The sequence below is a fragment of the Metallibacterium scheffleri genome (genome assembly GCF_002077135.1).
Classification (GTDB): Bacteria; Pseudomonadota; Gammaproteobacteria; order Xanthomonadales; family Rhodanobacteraceae; genus Metallibacterium; species Metallibacterium scheffleri.
Map to the genome: position 1 here is coordinate 220,591 of NZ_LDOS01000001.1, position 16,183 is coordinate 236,773.

The following is a 16,183-nucleotide window of genomic DNA, read 5'->3' on the forward strand; positions in this document are numbered from 1 at the left end:
TGATACCCGCGCGCAAGATGTCCCCGAGTTTACGGCGCGGCTACCGCGTCGCGAGGATCAGGCCCAGTCGCGCGGCTGCAGATAGGCGGCCAGCCGCGCCTCGGCGCTGTCCGGCGCGGGCGCGTAACCGTACTCGTAACGCAGACGCGGCGGTAGCGACATCAGGATCGACTCGGCGCGCCCGCCCGATTGCAAGCCGAACAGCGTGCCGCGGTCATAAACCAGATTGAATTCGACGTAGCGCCCGCGCCGGTACAACTGGAACTCGCGCTCGCGCTCGCCGTAAGGCGTGTCGCGACGGTGCGCGACCAGCGGCAGATAGGCATCCAGAAAGCCCTGCCCCACGGCCTCGGTGAAGCGCAGGCAGGGCTCGAAGCCCCACTCGTTGAGATCGTCATAGAACAGGCCGCCGATGCCGCGCATCTCGCCGCGATGTCTGAGGAAAAAATACTCGTCGCACCAGCGTTTGTAGCGCGCATAGACCTCGCTGCCATAGGGCGCGCACAGCGCGCGTGCCACGCCGTGCCAGTGCGCGCAGTCCGCGTCGAAGGGATAAAACGGCGTCAGATCGAAGCCACCGCCGAACCACCATAGCGGCGCGGCGCCGGCCGGATGCGCCTCGAAGTAGCGCACGTTGGCATGCGTGGTGGGCAGGTAGGGATTCCACGGATGCAACACCAGCGACACGCCGACCGCGGTCCACGCCGCGCCAGCCAGCTCGGGCCGGTGCGCGGTGGCCGATGCCGGCAATTGCCCGCCCTGCACGCGCGAGTAACCGATGCCGGCCTGCTCGAACACGCCCCCCTGCTTGAGCACGCGCGTGCGCCCGCCGCCGCCCTCGCTGCGCTGCCATGCGTCCTCGATGAAACGCGCGCCGCCGTCCACGGCCTCGAGCGCGGCGCAGATGCGATCCTGCAGGCCACGCAGCAGCGCATCGACGCGCCCGGATGATTCGCTGAACATGCCGCGCCTCCGTTCAAAACCACGAGCTTACCTGCAGTACCCGGCGATGCCGCCGGCGTCAGCCATGGAACCACGGCGCAAATGGCCCCCGAGCTGCCGGGCACGCAATGGCCACCAGCGTCCGCCGATCGCGAGCGCGATGGACCCTGCGCTGGACCGGCCGGACCGGCGCCGAACAGTGCATCCACGACAGACTGCAGGACGGGAGTTTTCAAGGTTCCCTATACTTCCGCGCCCTCGCCGACGACCTCGCCGTGCCTTCGACCCCGGTTGCCATCGCTGCGTTCACTGCCGTGTCCGCACTGGGCACGGGATGCGCTGCGCACGTGGCGGCCTTGCGCACGGGTCGCAGTGGGCTGCGCCGCAATGACTACGCGCCGAACGGCCCGCCGCTGCCGTGCTGGATCGGCCGCGTCGACGATCGTTCCCTGCGGCCGGCTCCTGGCCTGGACACGCGTCTGCATCGCCTGCTGATACTGGCGCTGGCGCAGGACGACTTCGGCACACTGCTGACGCGGGCGCTGAGCGACTGCGGCGCCACGCGCGTGGCGCTGGTGCTCGGCACTTCCACCGCCAATATCGAAACCAGCGAACAGGCGTATCGGCGCCTCGATCACGGTCACCTGCCACGCGATCTGGCCGACGCGCGCGTGTACCACCTGCACGGCCCGGCCGAATGGCTGTGTGCGCACACCGGCATCGCCGGGCCGGCGTTCACCGTGTCCACGGCCTGTTCGGCCAGCGCCAAGGCGTTCGGCCTGGGCGCGCGCCTGCTGCATGCCGGCATCGCCGACGCCGTGCTGGTGGCCGGCGCCGACTCGCTGTGCTCCAGCACGCTGTATGGCTTCAATGCGCTGCAGCTGGTGGACGCCGCGCCGTGCCGGCCGTTCGACGTGGAACGCGCCGGACTGTCCATCGGCGAGGGCGCGGCACTGGTCCTGCTGCGCCGTGTTGCCGACGCACCCGGAGCGCCGCGCCTGCTGGCCTGCGGCGAGAGCAGCGACGCGCACCATCTGTCGGCACCGCATCCCGAAGGCCTCGGTGCGACACGCGCGCTGCAGGCGGCATTGCACGAGTGCGCGCTGCCGGCGCAAGCTTTCGATTACATCAATCTGCATGGCACCGCCAGCCGCCAGAACGACGCCGTCGAGGCCGCGCTGGTCGCGCAGGCGCTGCCCGGCATCAGCGCCAGCTCGACCAAGGGCGCGACCGGCCACACCCTCGGCGCGGCAGGCGCGCTGGAAGCCGTGCTCACGCTACTGGCGCTGCACGAAGGCGTGGTGCCGGCCACGGTCGGTTGCATCCGGCCTGAGCCGGGCATCGCCGCGCAGTTGGCACTCGTGCCGCAATCTCGCGCATTGCGCCGCGCGCTGAGTTTTTCGTTCGGCTTCGGCGGCAGCAATGCCTGCCTGGCCTTTGCCGGCGCGGACGCCGCATGAACACCGCGCTGCACGCCACGATCATCGGCTGGGGGCTGTGCGCGCCCGGGCTCGATGATGCCGCTGCCTTCGCGGATTGGCTGCGCGATCCGGCGCGGGCCTTGCCCGTCGGGCGCCACGCCAACGCGATGGCCGCGCGCATGACGCCGACCGAGCACCGGCGTGCGCCACATGCGGTACGCCTGGCGCTGGAAGCAGCCACGCAGGCAGTCGGCGCGCGCGATGCGAGCGCCATCGGCGCGGTGTTCTGCAGCGCCTTCGGCGACATGGCCAATACCGACGCCATTCTCGGCACGCTGGCGCAGGCGCCGGATCAGGTCTCGCCGACGCGTTTCACGCACTCGGTGCACAACGCCGCCGCCGGGCACTGGAGCATGGCCGCGGCCAGCCATGCGCCGATGAGCGCGCTGGCCTGCGGGCGCGAGGGCATCGGCCCGGCACTGCTGGCGGCACTGCTCGACATGCAGGCCAGCGCCGCGCCGCAGCTTGTAGTGCTGTTCGATACCGCCGCCGCCGGCGCGCTGGCCGATGTCGCGCCCTGCAGCCTGGATTTCGCCGCCGCGCTATTGCTGGCGCCCGCTGTCGACGAACGACCGGGTGCGCGTCTGCGCGCGCAAGTGGAAAACGGCCAGGCATCCGACAATGCCCCGCGCGATGCGCGTTTGCAGCCCTGGTACGCGGGCAATCCCGCTGCGCGCGCGCTGCCGCTGCTGGAGATCTGCCTGGGCGCCGCAGCACGACGCTTCACCTGGCCGCTGGGCTCTGGCACCCTGCTCACCCTGCACTGCGAGTATCGACCTTGAGCCCGACCCCCGGTGATCGTGTCGCCATCCTGATCCCCGCGCTCAACGAGGAGCGCGCGATCCGCGAGGTGGTGCTGGGCGCGCTGGCGGTCAGCGCGCGGGTGATCGTGATCGACGACGGCTCCAGCGACGCCACCGCCGCACGCATCGCCGATCTGCCGGTGATGCTGATCCGGCACCCCACGCCGCAAGGCAAGGGCGCCGGCCTGCGCGACGGTTTCCGCCGCGCGCTGGCACTGGGCGTGGATGGCGTGGTCACCATGGACGGCGACGGCCAGCACCTGGCCAGCGATGTGCCGCGCCTGCTCGCCGCCGCGCGGCAGTATCCGCAGCACATCGTCATCGGCGCGCGCATCCGCAACCGCGAACAGCAGCCGCCGGCGCGGCGCCGCGCCAACGCAGTGGCCGACTGGGGCATCTCCTGGGGTGCCGGCGTGGCGATCGCCGACAGCCAGAGCGGGCAACGCTATTATCCGCGCGCGGTCCTCGCGCTGGCCGATCTCAAAGCCGAAGATTTCGTGTTCGAGGCCGCGCTGCTGATCACGGCCTGTCGCGAGCTGGGCCTGGGCGTGGTCTCGGTGCCGATCGATTCGCGCTACCAGCCCGAGTTTCGGCGCAGCCATTTCCGCCCGGTGCACGACATCGCACGCATCACTTGGTACACCATCAAGCGCATCCTGCACTACGGCCACATTTTTGCCGCGCACCGCCGCGCCACCGCGCAGCCGCCGCTGGTCATTGATCCGCCAGCGCACGACGCCGAGGCATTGGCCGAAGCGCAAGCGCGCTGAACCCGAGCCGGGGACGCGGGGAAAGCCGCGCGCCATGCAGACGGTGCGGCGCACGGCTCTGCGCCAAGCTAAAACCTGAAGCCCACCAGCAACATGGTTTCGCCCAGGTTCGGCTCGTGGAAGCTGGCGTTGGAGATATGCCGCAGCGCCAGCAGGTAATGCGTGCCCTGCCAGCCCAGCGTGCTGACAAACTCATACGGGCTGGACAGCGCGCCGGTGCGGTTCTTGGTCAGCGCCACGTCGAATCCGAGGAAAGCCTGGCGCCAGAAGCCGGACACGCGCGCGCCGCCCATCGCCATCCACACCGGATGGGTCATGTATTCGTGCACATTGCGCGCGTTGACCGGACGCGGGCCGATCCAGCCCAGTTCGGCCTCGGGCGCCCAGGTCAGGTCATGGCCACCGAGCGTGAACGGGCGCGCGTCGCCGACCGCAGCGAAGAACGCCGCGTCAGCCCAGCGCCAGCCGGAGGTCTTGCTGCGCCCGCCCAGCACTTCGTAGCTGGCGGCATGAACGGGAATGAGCGCGGTGGCTAGCAGGCTGCCGAGCAGGACGAGTGACAACCACGCGGCGTGACGACGAGACATTGAATTTCCTCGGGACGTGACCCATGACAAGCTTGCTTGGACTATTATTGCTTAAGCATGGAACTTTGAACATCAACTGCGATCAAAGTTTCACTGCTGATCCACTTCACTGCTTGCCTACACAAATAAGGCCATGACTCCTGTTTGCAATCTCCCCCCGGGTGCCGAGGAAAACCTCGGCTTGCTGCTCGGTTTGGCACGCGCGCGACTGATCAGCGCGCTTGAAGCCGAGCTAGCCGCCAACGGCCTGGCCATCAATCACACCCAGTACGCCGCGCTCAAGCGCCTGGCGCAGTGCGCGCCGCTGGCGCCGGGCGAACTGGCACAGGCGCTGGGGCACGATGCCGGTGCCATGACGCGCGTGCTCGATGGCCTGGAGGAGAAAGGTTACGTGCGCCGCGAGCCCAACCCGGATGACCGGCGCTGTGTGCGCGTGATCCCCACCGAAGCCGGCGCCGCGCTGTGGTCGCGCATGCGCGGCTGCGGTGAACGCACCATGGCGCACGCACTGGAAAACCTGAGCGAGCCCGAGCGCGACGCGCTGCGCGATTTGCTCAAACGCATCGTCGAATCCCTGAGCTCCACCGACACTCCGAACTGAGTCCTGCCATGTCACCAATCCTCAAGCCGCTGACGCTGGCACTGGGCACCCTGCTGCTCGCCGGCTGCGTCAGTCCTGGTGGCCTCAAGCCACAGCAGGCGCCGCTTGCCGCCAACAGCCTGGCCATGGGCAACACGCTCTCCGGCGTGCCGCGGCAAGCCGCTGCGTGGCCTGCCGCCGACTGGTGGCGCAGCTTCCACGATGCCCAGCTCGATCATCTGATTCATGTCGCGCTGGCCAGCAATCCCGATCTGGCTGTAGCCGCGGCGCGTGTACGCCAGGCTGATGCCGTGGCCGCCGGTGCCGATGCCGCGCGCATGCCCACGCTGGGCGCTGGCGTGTCGGCCGACGGCATCCGCATCCCGCCGACGGTGATCGGCGCGCCGCTGGGCGGCCACTACGCCACGCTGTGGCGCGCCGGGCTCAGCTTCAACTACACCTTCGACTTGTGGGGTGGACAGCGTGCGCAATGGGAGGCGGCGGTCGATCAGGCGCGCGCCGTGGCCGTCGCGGCCAGCGCCGCGCGCCTGCAACTGGCCGCGGATGTGACCCGCGCCTACGTCGATTACGCCTACGCCGGACAAAGCGTGGCCATCCTCAAGGCCAATCTCGCGCGCAGCGCGCAGCTGCTGGATCTGACCCGCAAGCGCGTTGCCGCCGGCGTGGACAACCACATGCAACTGGCCGCGGCCAGCGCCGCACAGGCTACGGCCAGCCAGCAACTCGAAGCCGCGCAGCGCGGTGAACGCGCCGCGGCGCTGACGCTGGCCGCGCTGTGTGGCCAGGGCCCGGGCTTCGCCGACAGCCTGCACGCACCCGCGCCCTTGCGCGCCGCGCCGCTGGCGCTGCCGGCCACGCTGCCCGCCGCGCTGCTGGCGCGGCGTCCGGACGTGACCGCCGCATTGTGGCGCGTCGAGGCCGAGGCGCGAGCGATCAAGGTCGCGCGCGCGGCATTCCTGCCCAACATCAACCTCGCCGCCGGGCTCGGGCTGGCTTCGCTGGGCGCGGGCAATCTGCTCGAAGGCGCCTCGCACTACGAGCAGTTCGCCCCGGCAATCAGCCTGCCGCTGTTCGACGGCGGCCGCCTGCGCGCCAATCTCGCCGGTCAAGATGCCGCCTTCGACGCCGCGGTCGCGCAATACAACGGCGTGCTCGTGCAGGCCATCCACCAGGTCGCTGATGGCGTCAGCGCCACGCAATCACTGGACCGTGAACTGCGCGCGCAGGAGCAGGCGCATGCCGCCGCCGCACTGTCCTGGAAACTGGCGCAGGACCAGCTCGGCGCCGGCGTGATCAGCGAAATGCAGGCGCTGCAGGTGCAGCAGTATCTGCTGCAGGCCGAGCAGCGCCTGGCGCAGCTGCGCGCCGACCGGCTCAGCGCCGGCGTCAGTCTCGTCGTGGCGCTGGGTGGCGGCTATGTGCCGCCAGCCGATACCCCGACACCCACCAATGTTGCCGAGATCCAGCCATGAGCACGCCCGAACCCACCACTTCCGCCACCGCGGCGTCCAACCCGCGTCGCAAGATATTGCTGCGCCTGGTGTTCGTCATCGTCGTGCTCGCACTGCTGGCGTGGGGCGCCTGGTACTGGCTGGATGGCCGCTGGTACGCCAGCACGGACGATGCCTATGTGCACGCCAATATCGTCGAGGTCACCCCGCTGGTGCCGGGCACCGTCACCGCCATCGATGCCGATGACAACGACTTCGTACGCGCCGGGCAGACCCTGGTGCAGTTCGACGCCGCCGATGCTCGGGTTGCATTGGAGCGCGCCGAGGCCAATCTCGCGCAGACCGTGCGCCGGGTGCGCGCGTTGTATGCCGGCGCCGGCGCCGCGCAGGCGCTGCTGGCCACGCGCCAGGTCGAGTTGCGTCGTGCCGAACAGGACAATGCGCGCGTGCTCAAGCTCAAGGGCACCGGCGCGGTCTCGGCGCAGGACGTGCAGCATGCCGCCGATGCGCTGGCCGCCGCGCGCGCCGCACTGGGCGCCGCGCGCGAGCAGTTGAACAGCAGCCGCGCGCCGATCGCCGAGACCGTACTGGCCAGGCAGCCGGACGTGCTCGCCGCCGCCGCCATGCTGCGCCAGGCCTATCTGGATCTGGTGCGCACCAAGCTGCTGGCGCCGGTTTCAGGCTATGTGGCCAAACGCAACGTGCAGCTGGGCCAGCGCGTCATGCCGGGCACGCCGCTGATGGCCGTGGTGCCGCTGGATCATGTGTGGGTGGACGCCAACTTCAAGGAAACCAACATCGGCGACATGCGCATCGGCCAGCCGGTGACGCTGACCTCCGACGTGTACGGCGGCGGCGTGGTGTATCACGGCCGCGTGCAGGGTCTGGGCATCGGCACCGGCAGCGCCTTCGCGCTGCTGCCGGCGCAGAACGCGACCGGCAACTGGATCAAGATCGTGCAGCGCCTGCCGGTGCGCATCGATCTGGACCAGAACGAGTTGCTCAAGCATCCACTGCGCGTCGGCCTGTCGATGACGGTCGAGGTCAATCTGCACAACCAGAGCGGCGCCATGCTGGCCACCCAGCCGCGCAGCAGACCAGCGCTGCAAACGCGGGTCTACGATGGCCAGTTGCGTGCCGCCGATGCGCTGATCGCACGCATCATCCACGCCAATGCCGGGCATGCCTCGGCGCTGCCCGCCACGCACGCCACGCAGCGCTGAGCCGTCACCATGAGCGAACCGCTGTACCGCCCGGCGAACGTGGGCTTGACCACCTTCGCCCTGTCGCTGGCCACCTTCATGCAGGTGCTCGACCTGTCGATCGCCAACGTGTCGCTGCCGACCATCGCCGGCGACACCGGCTCGACGGTGACCCAGGCGACCTGGGTGATCACCTCGTTCACCGTGGCCAACGCCATCGCCCTGCCATTGACCGGATTCCTGGCCAAGCGCTTCGGCGAAGTGCGCCTGTTCGTGCTGGCCACGCTGCTGTTCTCGCTCACCTCGGCGCTGTGCGGCTTTGCCGCCAGCATGGGCATGCTGGTGGCCTTCCGCGCGCTGCAGGGCGCGGTGGCCGGGCCGATGTATCCAATCACCCAGGCGCTGCTGCTGTCGATCTATCCGACCGAAAAACGCCCGCAGGCGCTGGCGCTGATCGCCATGGTCACCGTGGTGGCGCCGATCGCCGGGCCGGTGCTGGGCGGCTGGATCACCGAAAACTATTCCTGGCGCTGGATCTTCTTCATCAATGTGCCGATCGGCATCTTCGCCTCGTTCATGGTCTGGCTGCAGATGCACAAGCGGCCGGAAACCACGCAGCGCCCGCGCATCGACTACGTCGGCCTGATCACGCTGATTCTCGGCGTGGGCTCGCTGCAGATCCTGCTCGACAAGGGCAACCAGCTCGACTGGTTCGGCTCGGACTTCATCGTGGTGCTGGCGATCATCGCCGCCATCACGCTGACCGTGTTCGTCATCTGGGAGCTGACCGACCGCGAGCCGATCGTCGATCTGAAGCTGTTCCGACACCGCAACTTCGCCGCCGGGACGGTGGCGCTGGTGCTTGCCTACGCGGCGTTCTTCGCGCTGAATCTGATCGTGCCGCTGTGGGTGCAGACGCAGTTGGGCTACACCAGCGAATGGGCCGGATTCGCCGCCGCGCCGGTCGGCATCCTGCCGGTGCTGCTGACGTTCTTCGTCGGTCGTTACGGCGGGCGCTACGACCTGCGCATTCTGGCCTCGCTGTCGTTCCTGGCCATGGGTCTGGTGTCGTTCTACCGCGCCGACTTCAACAGCATGGTCAGCTTCGGCGACATCGCCTGGGCGCAGTTCTGGCAGGGCCTGGGCGTGGCGCTGTTCTTCATGCCGGTGCTGACCATCCTGCTGTCCGACCTGGAAACGCGCGAGATCGCCTCCGGATCAGGCGTGGCCACCTTCCTGCGCACCGTGGCGGGCAGCTTCGCGGCCTCGATCACCACCTACGTGTGGGATCGCGGCGCCGCCGTGCAGCACGCGGTGCTGGGCGATCACATCAACGTGTATTCGCCCAACACGCGCGCGGCGCTGCAACAGCTCACCCAGGTCACCGGCAGTACGCAGGGCGCCGAGGCGGTGCTCAACCAGGTCGTGACCGCGCAGGGCTTCATGGTGTCCACCGTCGACCTGTTCTGGATACTCGGCTGGCTGTTCGTCGCTTTGATCGGCGTGATGTGGTTCGCCAAGCCGCCGTTCATCGCCAAGGCCAGCGCGGCCGCGGCCGGCGGTCACTGAGCGCGGCGCCGGCAGCCTGGGTCCTCCTGGCCGCGCATAATGGCGACTTCGTCGTGTCGAGGTTGCCAGCATGCACCCACGTTTGCTTGCCGCATCGGTCCTGGCGCTGGGTCTTGCGCTGGGCGGCTGGTTCATCGGCCACGGGTTCGCCTCGCGCAGCGCGCCGCGCAGCGTCACCGTGAAGGGCTTGGCCGAGCAGAACGTGCGCGCGAATCTGGCCGTGTGGCCGCTGCGCTACACCGAAGCCGGCAACGATCTGGCGCAGGTGCAGGCGCGCATCCAGCGCGACACGGCCAGCGTGCGCGCCTTCCTCGCACTGCACGGACTGGCGCAGGCGGTGGTGCAGCGCAGCCTGCAGGTGACCGATCGCGCCGCGCAGCAGTGGGGCAATGCGCAATACAAGGAGCGCTACATCGTCAGCGCGACCCTGCTGGTACGCAGCCAGGATGTGAACGCCGTGGCCAGCGCGGCGCAGGCCACCGGGCAACTGGTGGGACAGGGCGTGGCGCTGGAGTCGCAAGGCCTCGCCACCGGCCCCAGCTATCTATTCACCGGCATCAATGCGATCAAGCCAGCGCTGCTCAGCGCCGCGATCAAGGCCGCGCGTGCCGCCGCCGCGCAGTTCGCGCACGACTCCGGCAGCCGCATCGGCCCGATCGTGCGCGCCAATCAGGGCCTGATCGAAATCCTGCCGCGCGATCCGGTGCCCGGCGCGCGCGAGCAGCAGCAGATCGACAAGACCGTGCGCGTGGTCGCCACGCTGGATTACGCGCTGCGCGATTAGCGGCAGATCACTAGCCGGTCTCCGGCAGGCCGTGGCGGTGCACCGCGGCCACCGCGCGACCGGACGGATCGTTGCAATCGGCGAAGGCCTGCGACCAGCGGAACGCGGTCGGCGTGGAGCAGGCGATGGAAGGCCCGCCCGGCACCAGCCGCGCCGCGGCTTCGCCTGGAAAGTGGCGCTCGAACAGGCTGCGATAGAGGTAGGCCTCCTTGCTGCCTGGCGCGTTCACCGCGTAGCGGCGCGCGGCCATGGCCATCTGCGCATCGCTGATGCCGGCCTCGGCGTGCGCCTTCAGCGCATCGATCCAGCCGTAGCCGACGCCATCGGAGAATTGCTCTTTCTGCCGCCACAGGATCGCGTCCTGCAACAGGCCGCGCCCAGCCTCGCGCAGAATGGCCTTCTCCATGCGCCCGGCACCAGGGCGCTTGGCCGCCGGCGCGGTGCGCATGGCCGCGTCGATGAACTCGCGATCCAGAAACGGCACGCGCGCCTCCACGCCCCACGCCGCCATGGCCTTGTTGGCGCGCGCGCAGTCGTACAGGTGCAGCGCGTCGAGCTTGCGTACCAACTCGTCGTGGAATTCGCGGTCGTCCGGCGCCATGTGGAAATACAGGTAGCCGCCGAAGAGTTCATCCGAACCCTCGCCGGACAACACCATCTTGATGCCCATGGCACGGATGCGCCGCGCCAGCAGATACATCGGCGTGGACGCGCGCACCGTGGTCACGTCGTAGCTCTCGACGTGGTAGATCACGTCGCTGAGCGCGTCCAGTCCTTCCTGCACGGTGAAGTGGAAACCGTGGTGTGCGGTGCCCAGCGCCGCGGCCACCTGTTCGGCGGCGGCCAGATCGGGCGAGCCCTCGAGACCGATGGCGAAGGTATGCAGGCGCGGCCACCATGCCTCGCTGCGGTCGTCGTCCTCGACGCGGCGCGCGGCGAAGCGCGCGGTGATGGCCGCCACCAGGGACGAATCCAGCCCGCCAGACAACAGCACGCCGTACGGCACATCGGTCATCAGATGCCGGTGCACGGCGCGCTCCAGGGTCTGGCGCAGGGCCAGCGGCTCGGCCGGACCATTGCGCACGGCCTCGTAATCGCGCCACTCCGGCGCGTAGTACTGCGCCGGCGCGTCCATGCCGCGGGTGAGGAAGTGTCCGGGCGGGAACACTTCGATGTCCACGCACACGCCGATCAGGGCCTTCATCTCCGAGGCAACGTAGAGGCGGCCGTGTTCGTCGCGGCCTGTGTACAGCGGCACGATGCCCATCGGATCGCGCGCGATCAGCCAGTCGCCGCGCGCGCGATCCCACAACACGAAGGCGAACATGCCGTTGAGCACGTTGAGAAACGCCGCGCCCTGCGCACGCCACAGCGGCAGAATCACCTCGCAATCGCTGTCGGTGGCGAAGGCGTAATCGGGAAAACCGCGGCGCAGATCGCGGTGGTTGTAGATCTCGCCGTTCACCGCCAGCACCTGCGCGCCATCGCAGGACAACAGCGGCTGCGCGCCGTGCGCGACATCGACGATGGCCAGGCGCTCGTGCGCCAGCACCATGTGCGCGTCGGTGTACACGCCGCTCCAGTCCGGGCCGCGATGGCGCAGCAGGCGTGCCTGGCGCAGCGCCACCGGGCGCAGCGCCTCGGCCTGGCCCTGCGGATCGAAAATTCCGAAAAAGCCGCACATCGCACATCTCACCTGCACCGGGTGGATCATCACAGCCCATGCGGGCGCAGCATGTCAATCGACGCCACTGCGCGTTGCAGGGCTGCAACACGGACGCGCTGCGCGTGCAACGGCAGCTTCAAGATCGCGGTGCAATGAGATCCTTGCATGCCGAGCAGGATCTCGGCGCGTCATGCAGGCTCGTTGCGGAGTTGCCGCGGTGAGCTATCGATGCCGTTGGGCGGGCCACCCGCACAGTAATCGGGGAGCGGCTTGCCCATATCGCGGCCTCTGCGCCCGCTCATGGATTCCCGGTTCGTTGTAGGGTCGCATCGCAACAGCTCCAGGCTGCTCGTGCCTGGTGTTGCATCTGGAGTTTGGCTGCGCTGGCTGCACAGGAATCGACCATGCCAAGAAAAGGAAACGCACCCACCGCTGCCGGTGATGCTGGCAAAGCCCGCCGAATGACCGAGGTGCGCAGCCGCGAGGCCCTGCTCAAGGCGGGCGCCTTGCAGAACGCCATTTTCAACAGCGCGAATTTTTCGAGCATCGCCACCGATGCGAATGGCGTCATCCAGATCTTCAATGTCGGCGCCGAGCGCATGCTGGGTTATACGGCCGCGGAGGTGCTGAACAAGATCACGCCGGCGGATATCTCCGACCCGCAGGAGCTGGTCGCGCGTGCCATGGCGTTGAGCACCGAGCTGGCCACGCAGATCGCACCCGGCTTCGAGGCGTTGATATTCAAGGCCTCGCGCGGCATCGAGGACATCTATGAATTGACCTACATCCGCAAGGATGGCAGCCGCTTCCCGGCCGTTGTGTCGGTCACCGCCCTGCGCGACGCACACAACGCAGTCATCGGCTACCTGCTGATCGGCACCGACAATACCGCGCGCAACCTGATTGAAGTGGAGAGGACAAAGCTCGATCAAGCGCTGCGGCACGCCAACTTCGAGCTCGAACGCGCCAAGGTCGTGGCGGAAAAGGCCAGCCTCGCGAAGTCGGAGTTTCTCGCCGCGATGAGTCACGAGATCCGCACGCCGATGAACGGCGTGATCGGCATGATTGACGTGTTGCAGCAGAGCAGCCTCAACGCTCAGCAGATCGAAATGACCAATATCATCCACGAATCGGCGTTCGCCCTGCTCGCCGTCATCAACGATATTCTCGACTTCTCCAAGATCGAAGCCGGAAAACTCGAAATCGACAGCGTGCCCATGTGCGTCGCGGACGTGGTTGATGGCGTCTGCAAGGTCATGGACATCATGGCCCTCAAAAAAAAGGTCGAGCTGACGCTGTTCACCGATCCGGCCATTCCCACCGAGGTGATCGGCGATCCTGGACGACTGCGCCAGATACTGACCAATCTGGTGAGCAACGCAGTCAAGTTTTCCAGCCTGCAGCCGCGCAGGGGCCGCGTGTCAGTACGCGCCATGCTGGTTGAAAGCGACGCGCAACGGGTGATGCTGGAGTTCCAGGTAGCCGACAACGGTATCGGCATCGATGACGACACGCTCAAGCGATTATTCACGGCCTTCATCCAGGCCGACAATTCCACCACCCGAAAATTTGGCGGAACCGGACTGGGACTGGCTATCTCGCGGCAACTGGCCAACATCATGGGCGGTGAAATCACCGTGCATAGCAAGCCGGGCAAAGGCTCGCGGTTCAAGGCCAGCATTCCTTTCACCTTGCGCGGCGAACACCACGATGCCGGTCGATTCGCGTCGCGATTCGCGGCGTCAGGATCCGATTTGCAAATGATTTCCGGGCTTCCCTGTCTGGTCGTAGGCGGTCCGGACGGGACAGCCGACGATCTCGCCACCTATCTCGCCTATGACAAGGCCGTGGTAGCACGCGCGACCGATCTAGCGGCTGCCCGACAATGGATAGACAACCATCCGCCCGGACCGGGGATCATCGTTGTCGACACCGGCATCGCCTCATTCCCGCTGACTGACCTGCTCGCCACGGCCCGCGCCCACCCAGGCAATGGAATTCACCTCATCGTCGTCGGGCGCGGCTGGCGTCACGGGCGGCGTTATGTGCATGACGACCTGCTGCGCGCGGAAGGCAACCTGCTGACCCACAGGGTGCTGCTCAAGGCGGTGGCGGCTGCGGCCGATCGCGCCATGGAGCCTGAGCGGGAAAGCTCCCCGGATGATGTCAACGCGACATCCCCTGCACAGTCCACAGTGACAGCGGTGGAACGGCGCCGCGAACGGATTCTCGTTGCCGAAGACTACGAGATCAACCAGAAAGTCATTCTGCGGCAACTCGGTTTGCTGGGCTTTTCCGCGGACGTCATCGTCAACGGCCATGATGCGCTGAAATGCTGGCGCCGCGGTGATTACGCGATGCTGCTCACCGATCTGCACATGCCGGAAATGGATGGCTTTGGACTCACCGCTGCCATCCGGCGCGAGGAAGGCGAGGGCAAGCGCCTGCCCATCGTCGCCGTGACCGCCAACGCCCTCAAGGAAGTCGAAGCCCATTGCAAGGAAGTCGGCATGGACGATTACCTGTCCAAGCCCGTGCTCCTCGACAAGCTCAAGGCCATGCTGGAAAAGTGGCTGCCAGCCCCTGACCCGCATACAACCCAGGGCGACACCGCCGCATTGCCCGCGCGCAAGCATCTGGCCTTGCTGGATACATCGGTTCTGGCACAACTGGTCGGCGACGACCCGGCGGTGATCGCGGACTTTCTGCAGGACTACCAGCGTTCCGCGCAGGATATGGCGATGCGGATTCAATCCGCGCTTGCCCTCGGCGATTGGAAAGCGGTGCGCGATGGCGCCCACAAACTCAAGTCTTCCTCCCTCTCAGTCGGTGCGCTCGATCTGGGTGATGTCTGCGCGCGGCTGGAACATGCGGGCCGGATGGCTGATGCCGAAGCGGGTCAGGCCCTCGCCAGCGAGTTCGGAAACGCCATGACCGGGGTTCTGGCCGCGATCCATCAAGGAGGACATTGATCATGGCGGCGCCGCGCGTCTTGATCCTGGACGACGAACCGTTCCAGCTCAAACTGCTGTCGCGCCAACTCGCCAACCTGGGGCTGGATCGGGTGGACACCTTCACGTCCGGCCAGGCAGCACTGGCTCTGCTGGAACAGCAGGCTTCCGACGTGCAGATGATATTTCTCGACCTCAACATGCCCGGCATGGACGGCGTCGAATTCATTCGCCGGCTCGTGGATATCCACTACACCAGCGCCCTGGTACTCGTCAGCGGCGAGGATGAGCGCATCCTGGATACCTCGGTGCGGCTTGCCCGCGCCCATCACCTGAATGTGCTGGGCCACGTGAACAAGCCGGTACAACCCGAAACGATCCGCGCGCTGCTGAAAAGGTGGCGCAACATGGCGCCCAAGACTGCCGGCGAGGCGCGCAAGCGCTACAGCGCCGCGCAGGTCCGGCATGCCGTCGCCAGTGGCGAGCTGGTCAATTATTACCAGCCCAAGGTGGAAGTGGTGAGCGGCGCCCTCAAGGGCGTGGAAACCCTGGTGCGCTGGCGTCACCCCGATGACGGGCTGGTGTTCCCGGACCAGTTCATCGGCGTGGCCGAGGAGCACGGCATCATCGACGACCTGACCCGCATCGTGCTCACCGAGGCGCTTGCGCAGGCCAGACGCTGGCGCGAGGCAGGCCTGGTGCTGCGCATCGCGGTCAACGTTTCCATGGACAATCTGGCGCGGCTGGATTTCACGAATTTCGTGCTGGGTCAAATCGTCCGCGCGGGTGGCGCGCCGGACGAACTGATCCTGGAAGTGACGGAATCCCGCCTGATGACCGATGCCCTCGCGTCGCTGGACACGCTCACGCGCTTGCGGCTGAAGAAAATCAGTTTGTCCATCGACGATCTGGGCACCGGCAATTCCTCACTGGCGCAACTGCGCGACATCCCCTTCGACGAGATCAAGATCGACCGCAGCTTCGTCCATGGCGCCTGTCGCGACAACACCCGCAACGCCATTTTCACCGCCAGCCTCGCCATGGCCCGGCAATTGGGCATCGTGACCGTGGCTGAAGGCGTGGAAGACCAGGCGGACTGGGATTTCCTGCGCCAGCAAGGTTGCGACCTGGCGCAGGGTTACTTCATCGCCCGCGCCATGCCCGCCGAGGATCTGCCCGCGTGGCTGGCTGATTGGGAAACGCGTCGCCCCCTGCTGGCGCCGGCATGAAGGACGGCCGCGGGATGCTGTGGTGATGGAGGTCGGAGCCTCGGCTCGGCTACGGCGTAGTGCCCAGTTCGCGCCACTTGTTGGCGAGGTAGGCTTGGATACCCGGTCCAGGTGACCTTGCCCCCGAGAAACGTATCCCTTGGCCAT

General features: G+C 67.5%; 13 protein-coding genes. 10 read left to right on the forward strand and 3 right to left on the reverse strand.

What is annotated here, in order from left to right; translation table 11 throughout:
- Positions 1 to 57: 57 nt before the first annotated feature.
- The gene (hemF, locus tag Mschef_RS00970; protein WP_081125995.1) at positions 58 to 963 is read right to left on the reverse strand and encodes an oxygen-dependent coproporphyrinogen oxidase; all 906 of its coding nucleotides are present in this window, start codon (positions 961 to 963) and stop codon (positions 58 to 60) included.
- Between the two features lie 254 nt (positions 964 to 1,217).
- On the opposite strand from hemF, the gene Mschef_RS00975 reads away from it, so the two are divergent.
- The 3 genes from Mschef_RS00975 to Mschef_RS00985 are packed head-to-tail and all read left to right on the forward strand — an operon-like array spanning position 1,218 to position 3,996.
- The gene (locus Mschef_RS00975) at positions 1,218 to 2,402 is read left to right on the forward strand and encodes a beta-ketoacyl synthase N-terminal-like domain-containing protein (RefSeq protein ID WP_242426408.1); all 1,185 of its coding nucleotides are present in this window, start codon (positions 1,218 to 1,220) and stop codon (positions 2,400 to 2,402) included.
- Positions 2,399 to 3,205 carry a beta-ketoacyl synthase chain length factor gene (locus Mschef_RS00980; protein ID WP_081125997.1) on the forward strand — a complete coding sequence of 269 codons (807 nt, stop codon included), beginning with the start codon at positions 2,399 to 2,401 and terminating at the stop codon, positions 3,203 to 3,205. The genes Mschef_RS00975 and Mschef_RS00980 overlap by 4 nt, the downstream gene beginning before the upstream one ends.
- The gene (locus tag Mschef_RS00985) at positions 3,202 to 3,996 is read left to right on the forward strand and encodes a glycosyltransferase family 2 protein (RefSeq protein WP_081125998.1); all 795 of its coding nucleotides are present in this window, start codon (positions 3,202 to 3,204) and stop codon (positions 3,994 to 3,996) included. Before Mschef_RS00980 ends, Mschef_RS00985 begins: the two co-directional genes overlap by 4 nt.
- A gap of 68 nt (positions 3,997 to 4,064) precedes the next feature.
- On the opposite strand, the gene Mschef_RS00990 is transcribed toward Mschef_RS00985, so the two are convergent.
- Positions 4,065 to 4,583, reverse strand: a complete 519-nt coding sequence (locus tag Mschef_RS00990) for a lipid A 3-O-deacylase (RefSeq protein WP_242426409.1) — start codon at positions 4,581 to 4,583, stop codon at positions 4,065 to 4,067.
- Positions 4,584 to 4,716: 133 nt separating this feature from the next.
- Here Mschef_RS00990 and Mschef_RS00995 point away from each other — a divergent pair, with 133 nt between their 5' ends.
- The 5 genes from Mschef_RS00995 to Mschef_RS01015 all read left to right on the forward strand — a co-directional run bounded on the left by Mschef_RS00995 (position 4,717) and on the right by Mschef_RS01015 (position 10,190).
- Positions 4,717 to 5,184 (forward strand): MarR family winged helix-turn-helix transcriptional regulator, encoded by a 468-nt coding sequence (locus tag Mschef_RS00995; RefSeq protein ID WP_081125999.1) that lies wholly within the window; start codon positions 4,717 to 4,719, stop codon positions 5,182 to 5,184.
- A gap of 8 nt (positions 5,185 to 5,192) precedes the next feature.
- Positions 5,193 to 6,656 (forward strand): efflux transporter outer membrane subunit, encoded by a 1,464-nt coding sequence (locus tag Mschef_RS01000; protein ID WP_081126000.1) that lies wholly within the window; start codon positions 5,193 to 5,195, stop codon positions 6,654 to 6,656.
- Positions 6,653 to 7,858 (forward strand): HlyD/EmrA/EmrK family protein, encoded by a 1,206-nt coding sequence (locus tag Mschef_RS01005; RefSeq protein ID WP_081126001.1) that lies wholly within the window; start codon positions 6,653 to 6,655, stop codon positions 7,856 to 7,858. Before Mschef_RS01000 ends, Mschef_RS01005 begins: the two co-directional genes overlap by 4 nt.
- A gap of 9 nt (positions 7,859 to 7,867) precedes the next feature.
- Positions 7,868 to 9,406, forward strand: coding sequence for a DHA2 family efflux MFS transporter permease subunit (locus Mschef_RS01010; protein WP_081126002.1), 1,539 nt, complete (start codon positions 7,868 to 7,870; stop codon positions 9,404 to 9,406).
- A gap of 70 nt (positions 9,407 to 9,476) precedes the next feature.
- Complete coding sequence (locus Mschef_RS01015) at positions 9,477 to 10,190, forward strand: SIMPL domain-containing protein (protein ID WP_081126003.1); 714 nt, start codon at positions 9,477 to 9,479, stop codon at positions 10,188 to 10,190.
- 10 nt (positions 10,191 to 10,200) lie between these two features.
- Here Mschef_RS01015 and asnB read toward each other — a convergent pair whose 3' ends face one another.
- Positions 10,201 to 11,874 (reverse strand): asparagine synthase B, encoded by a 1,674-nt coding sequence (gene asnB, locus Mschef_RS01020; RefSeq protein ID WP_081126746.1) that lies wholly within the window; start codon positions 11,872 to 11,874, stop codon positions 10,201 to 10,203.
- 386 nt (positions 11,875 to 12,260) lie between these two features.
- Between asnB and Mschef_RS01025 the strand changes: the two genes are divergently transcribed.
- A complete protein-coding gene (locus Mschef_RS01025) occupies positions 12,261 to 14,828 on the forward strand; it encodes a PAS domain-containing hybrid sensor histidine kinase/response regulator (RefSeq protein ID WP_136256546.1) in 2,568 nt (855 codons plus the stop codon).
- Positions 14,829 to 14,830: 2 nt separating this feature from the next.
- Positions 14,831 to 16,036: an EAL domain-containing response regulator gene (locus Mschef_RS01030; protein ID WP_081126005.1), complete on the forward strand. Its 1,206-nt coding sequence runs from the start codon at positions 14,831 to 14,833 to the stop codon at positions 16,034 to 16,036.
- Positions 16,037 to 16,183 lie beyond the last annotated feature (147 nt).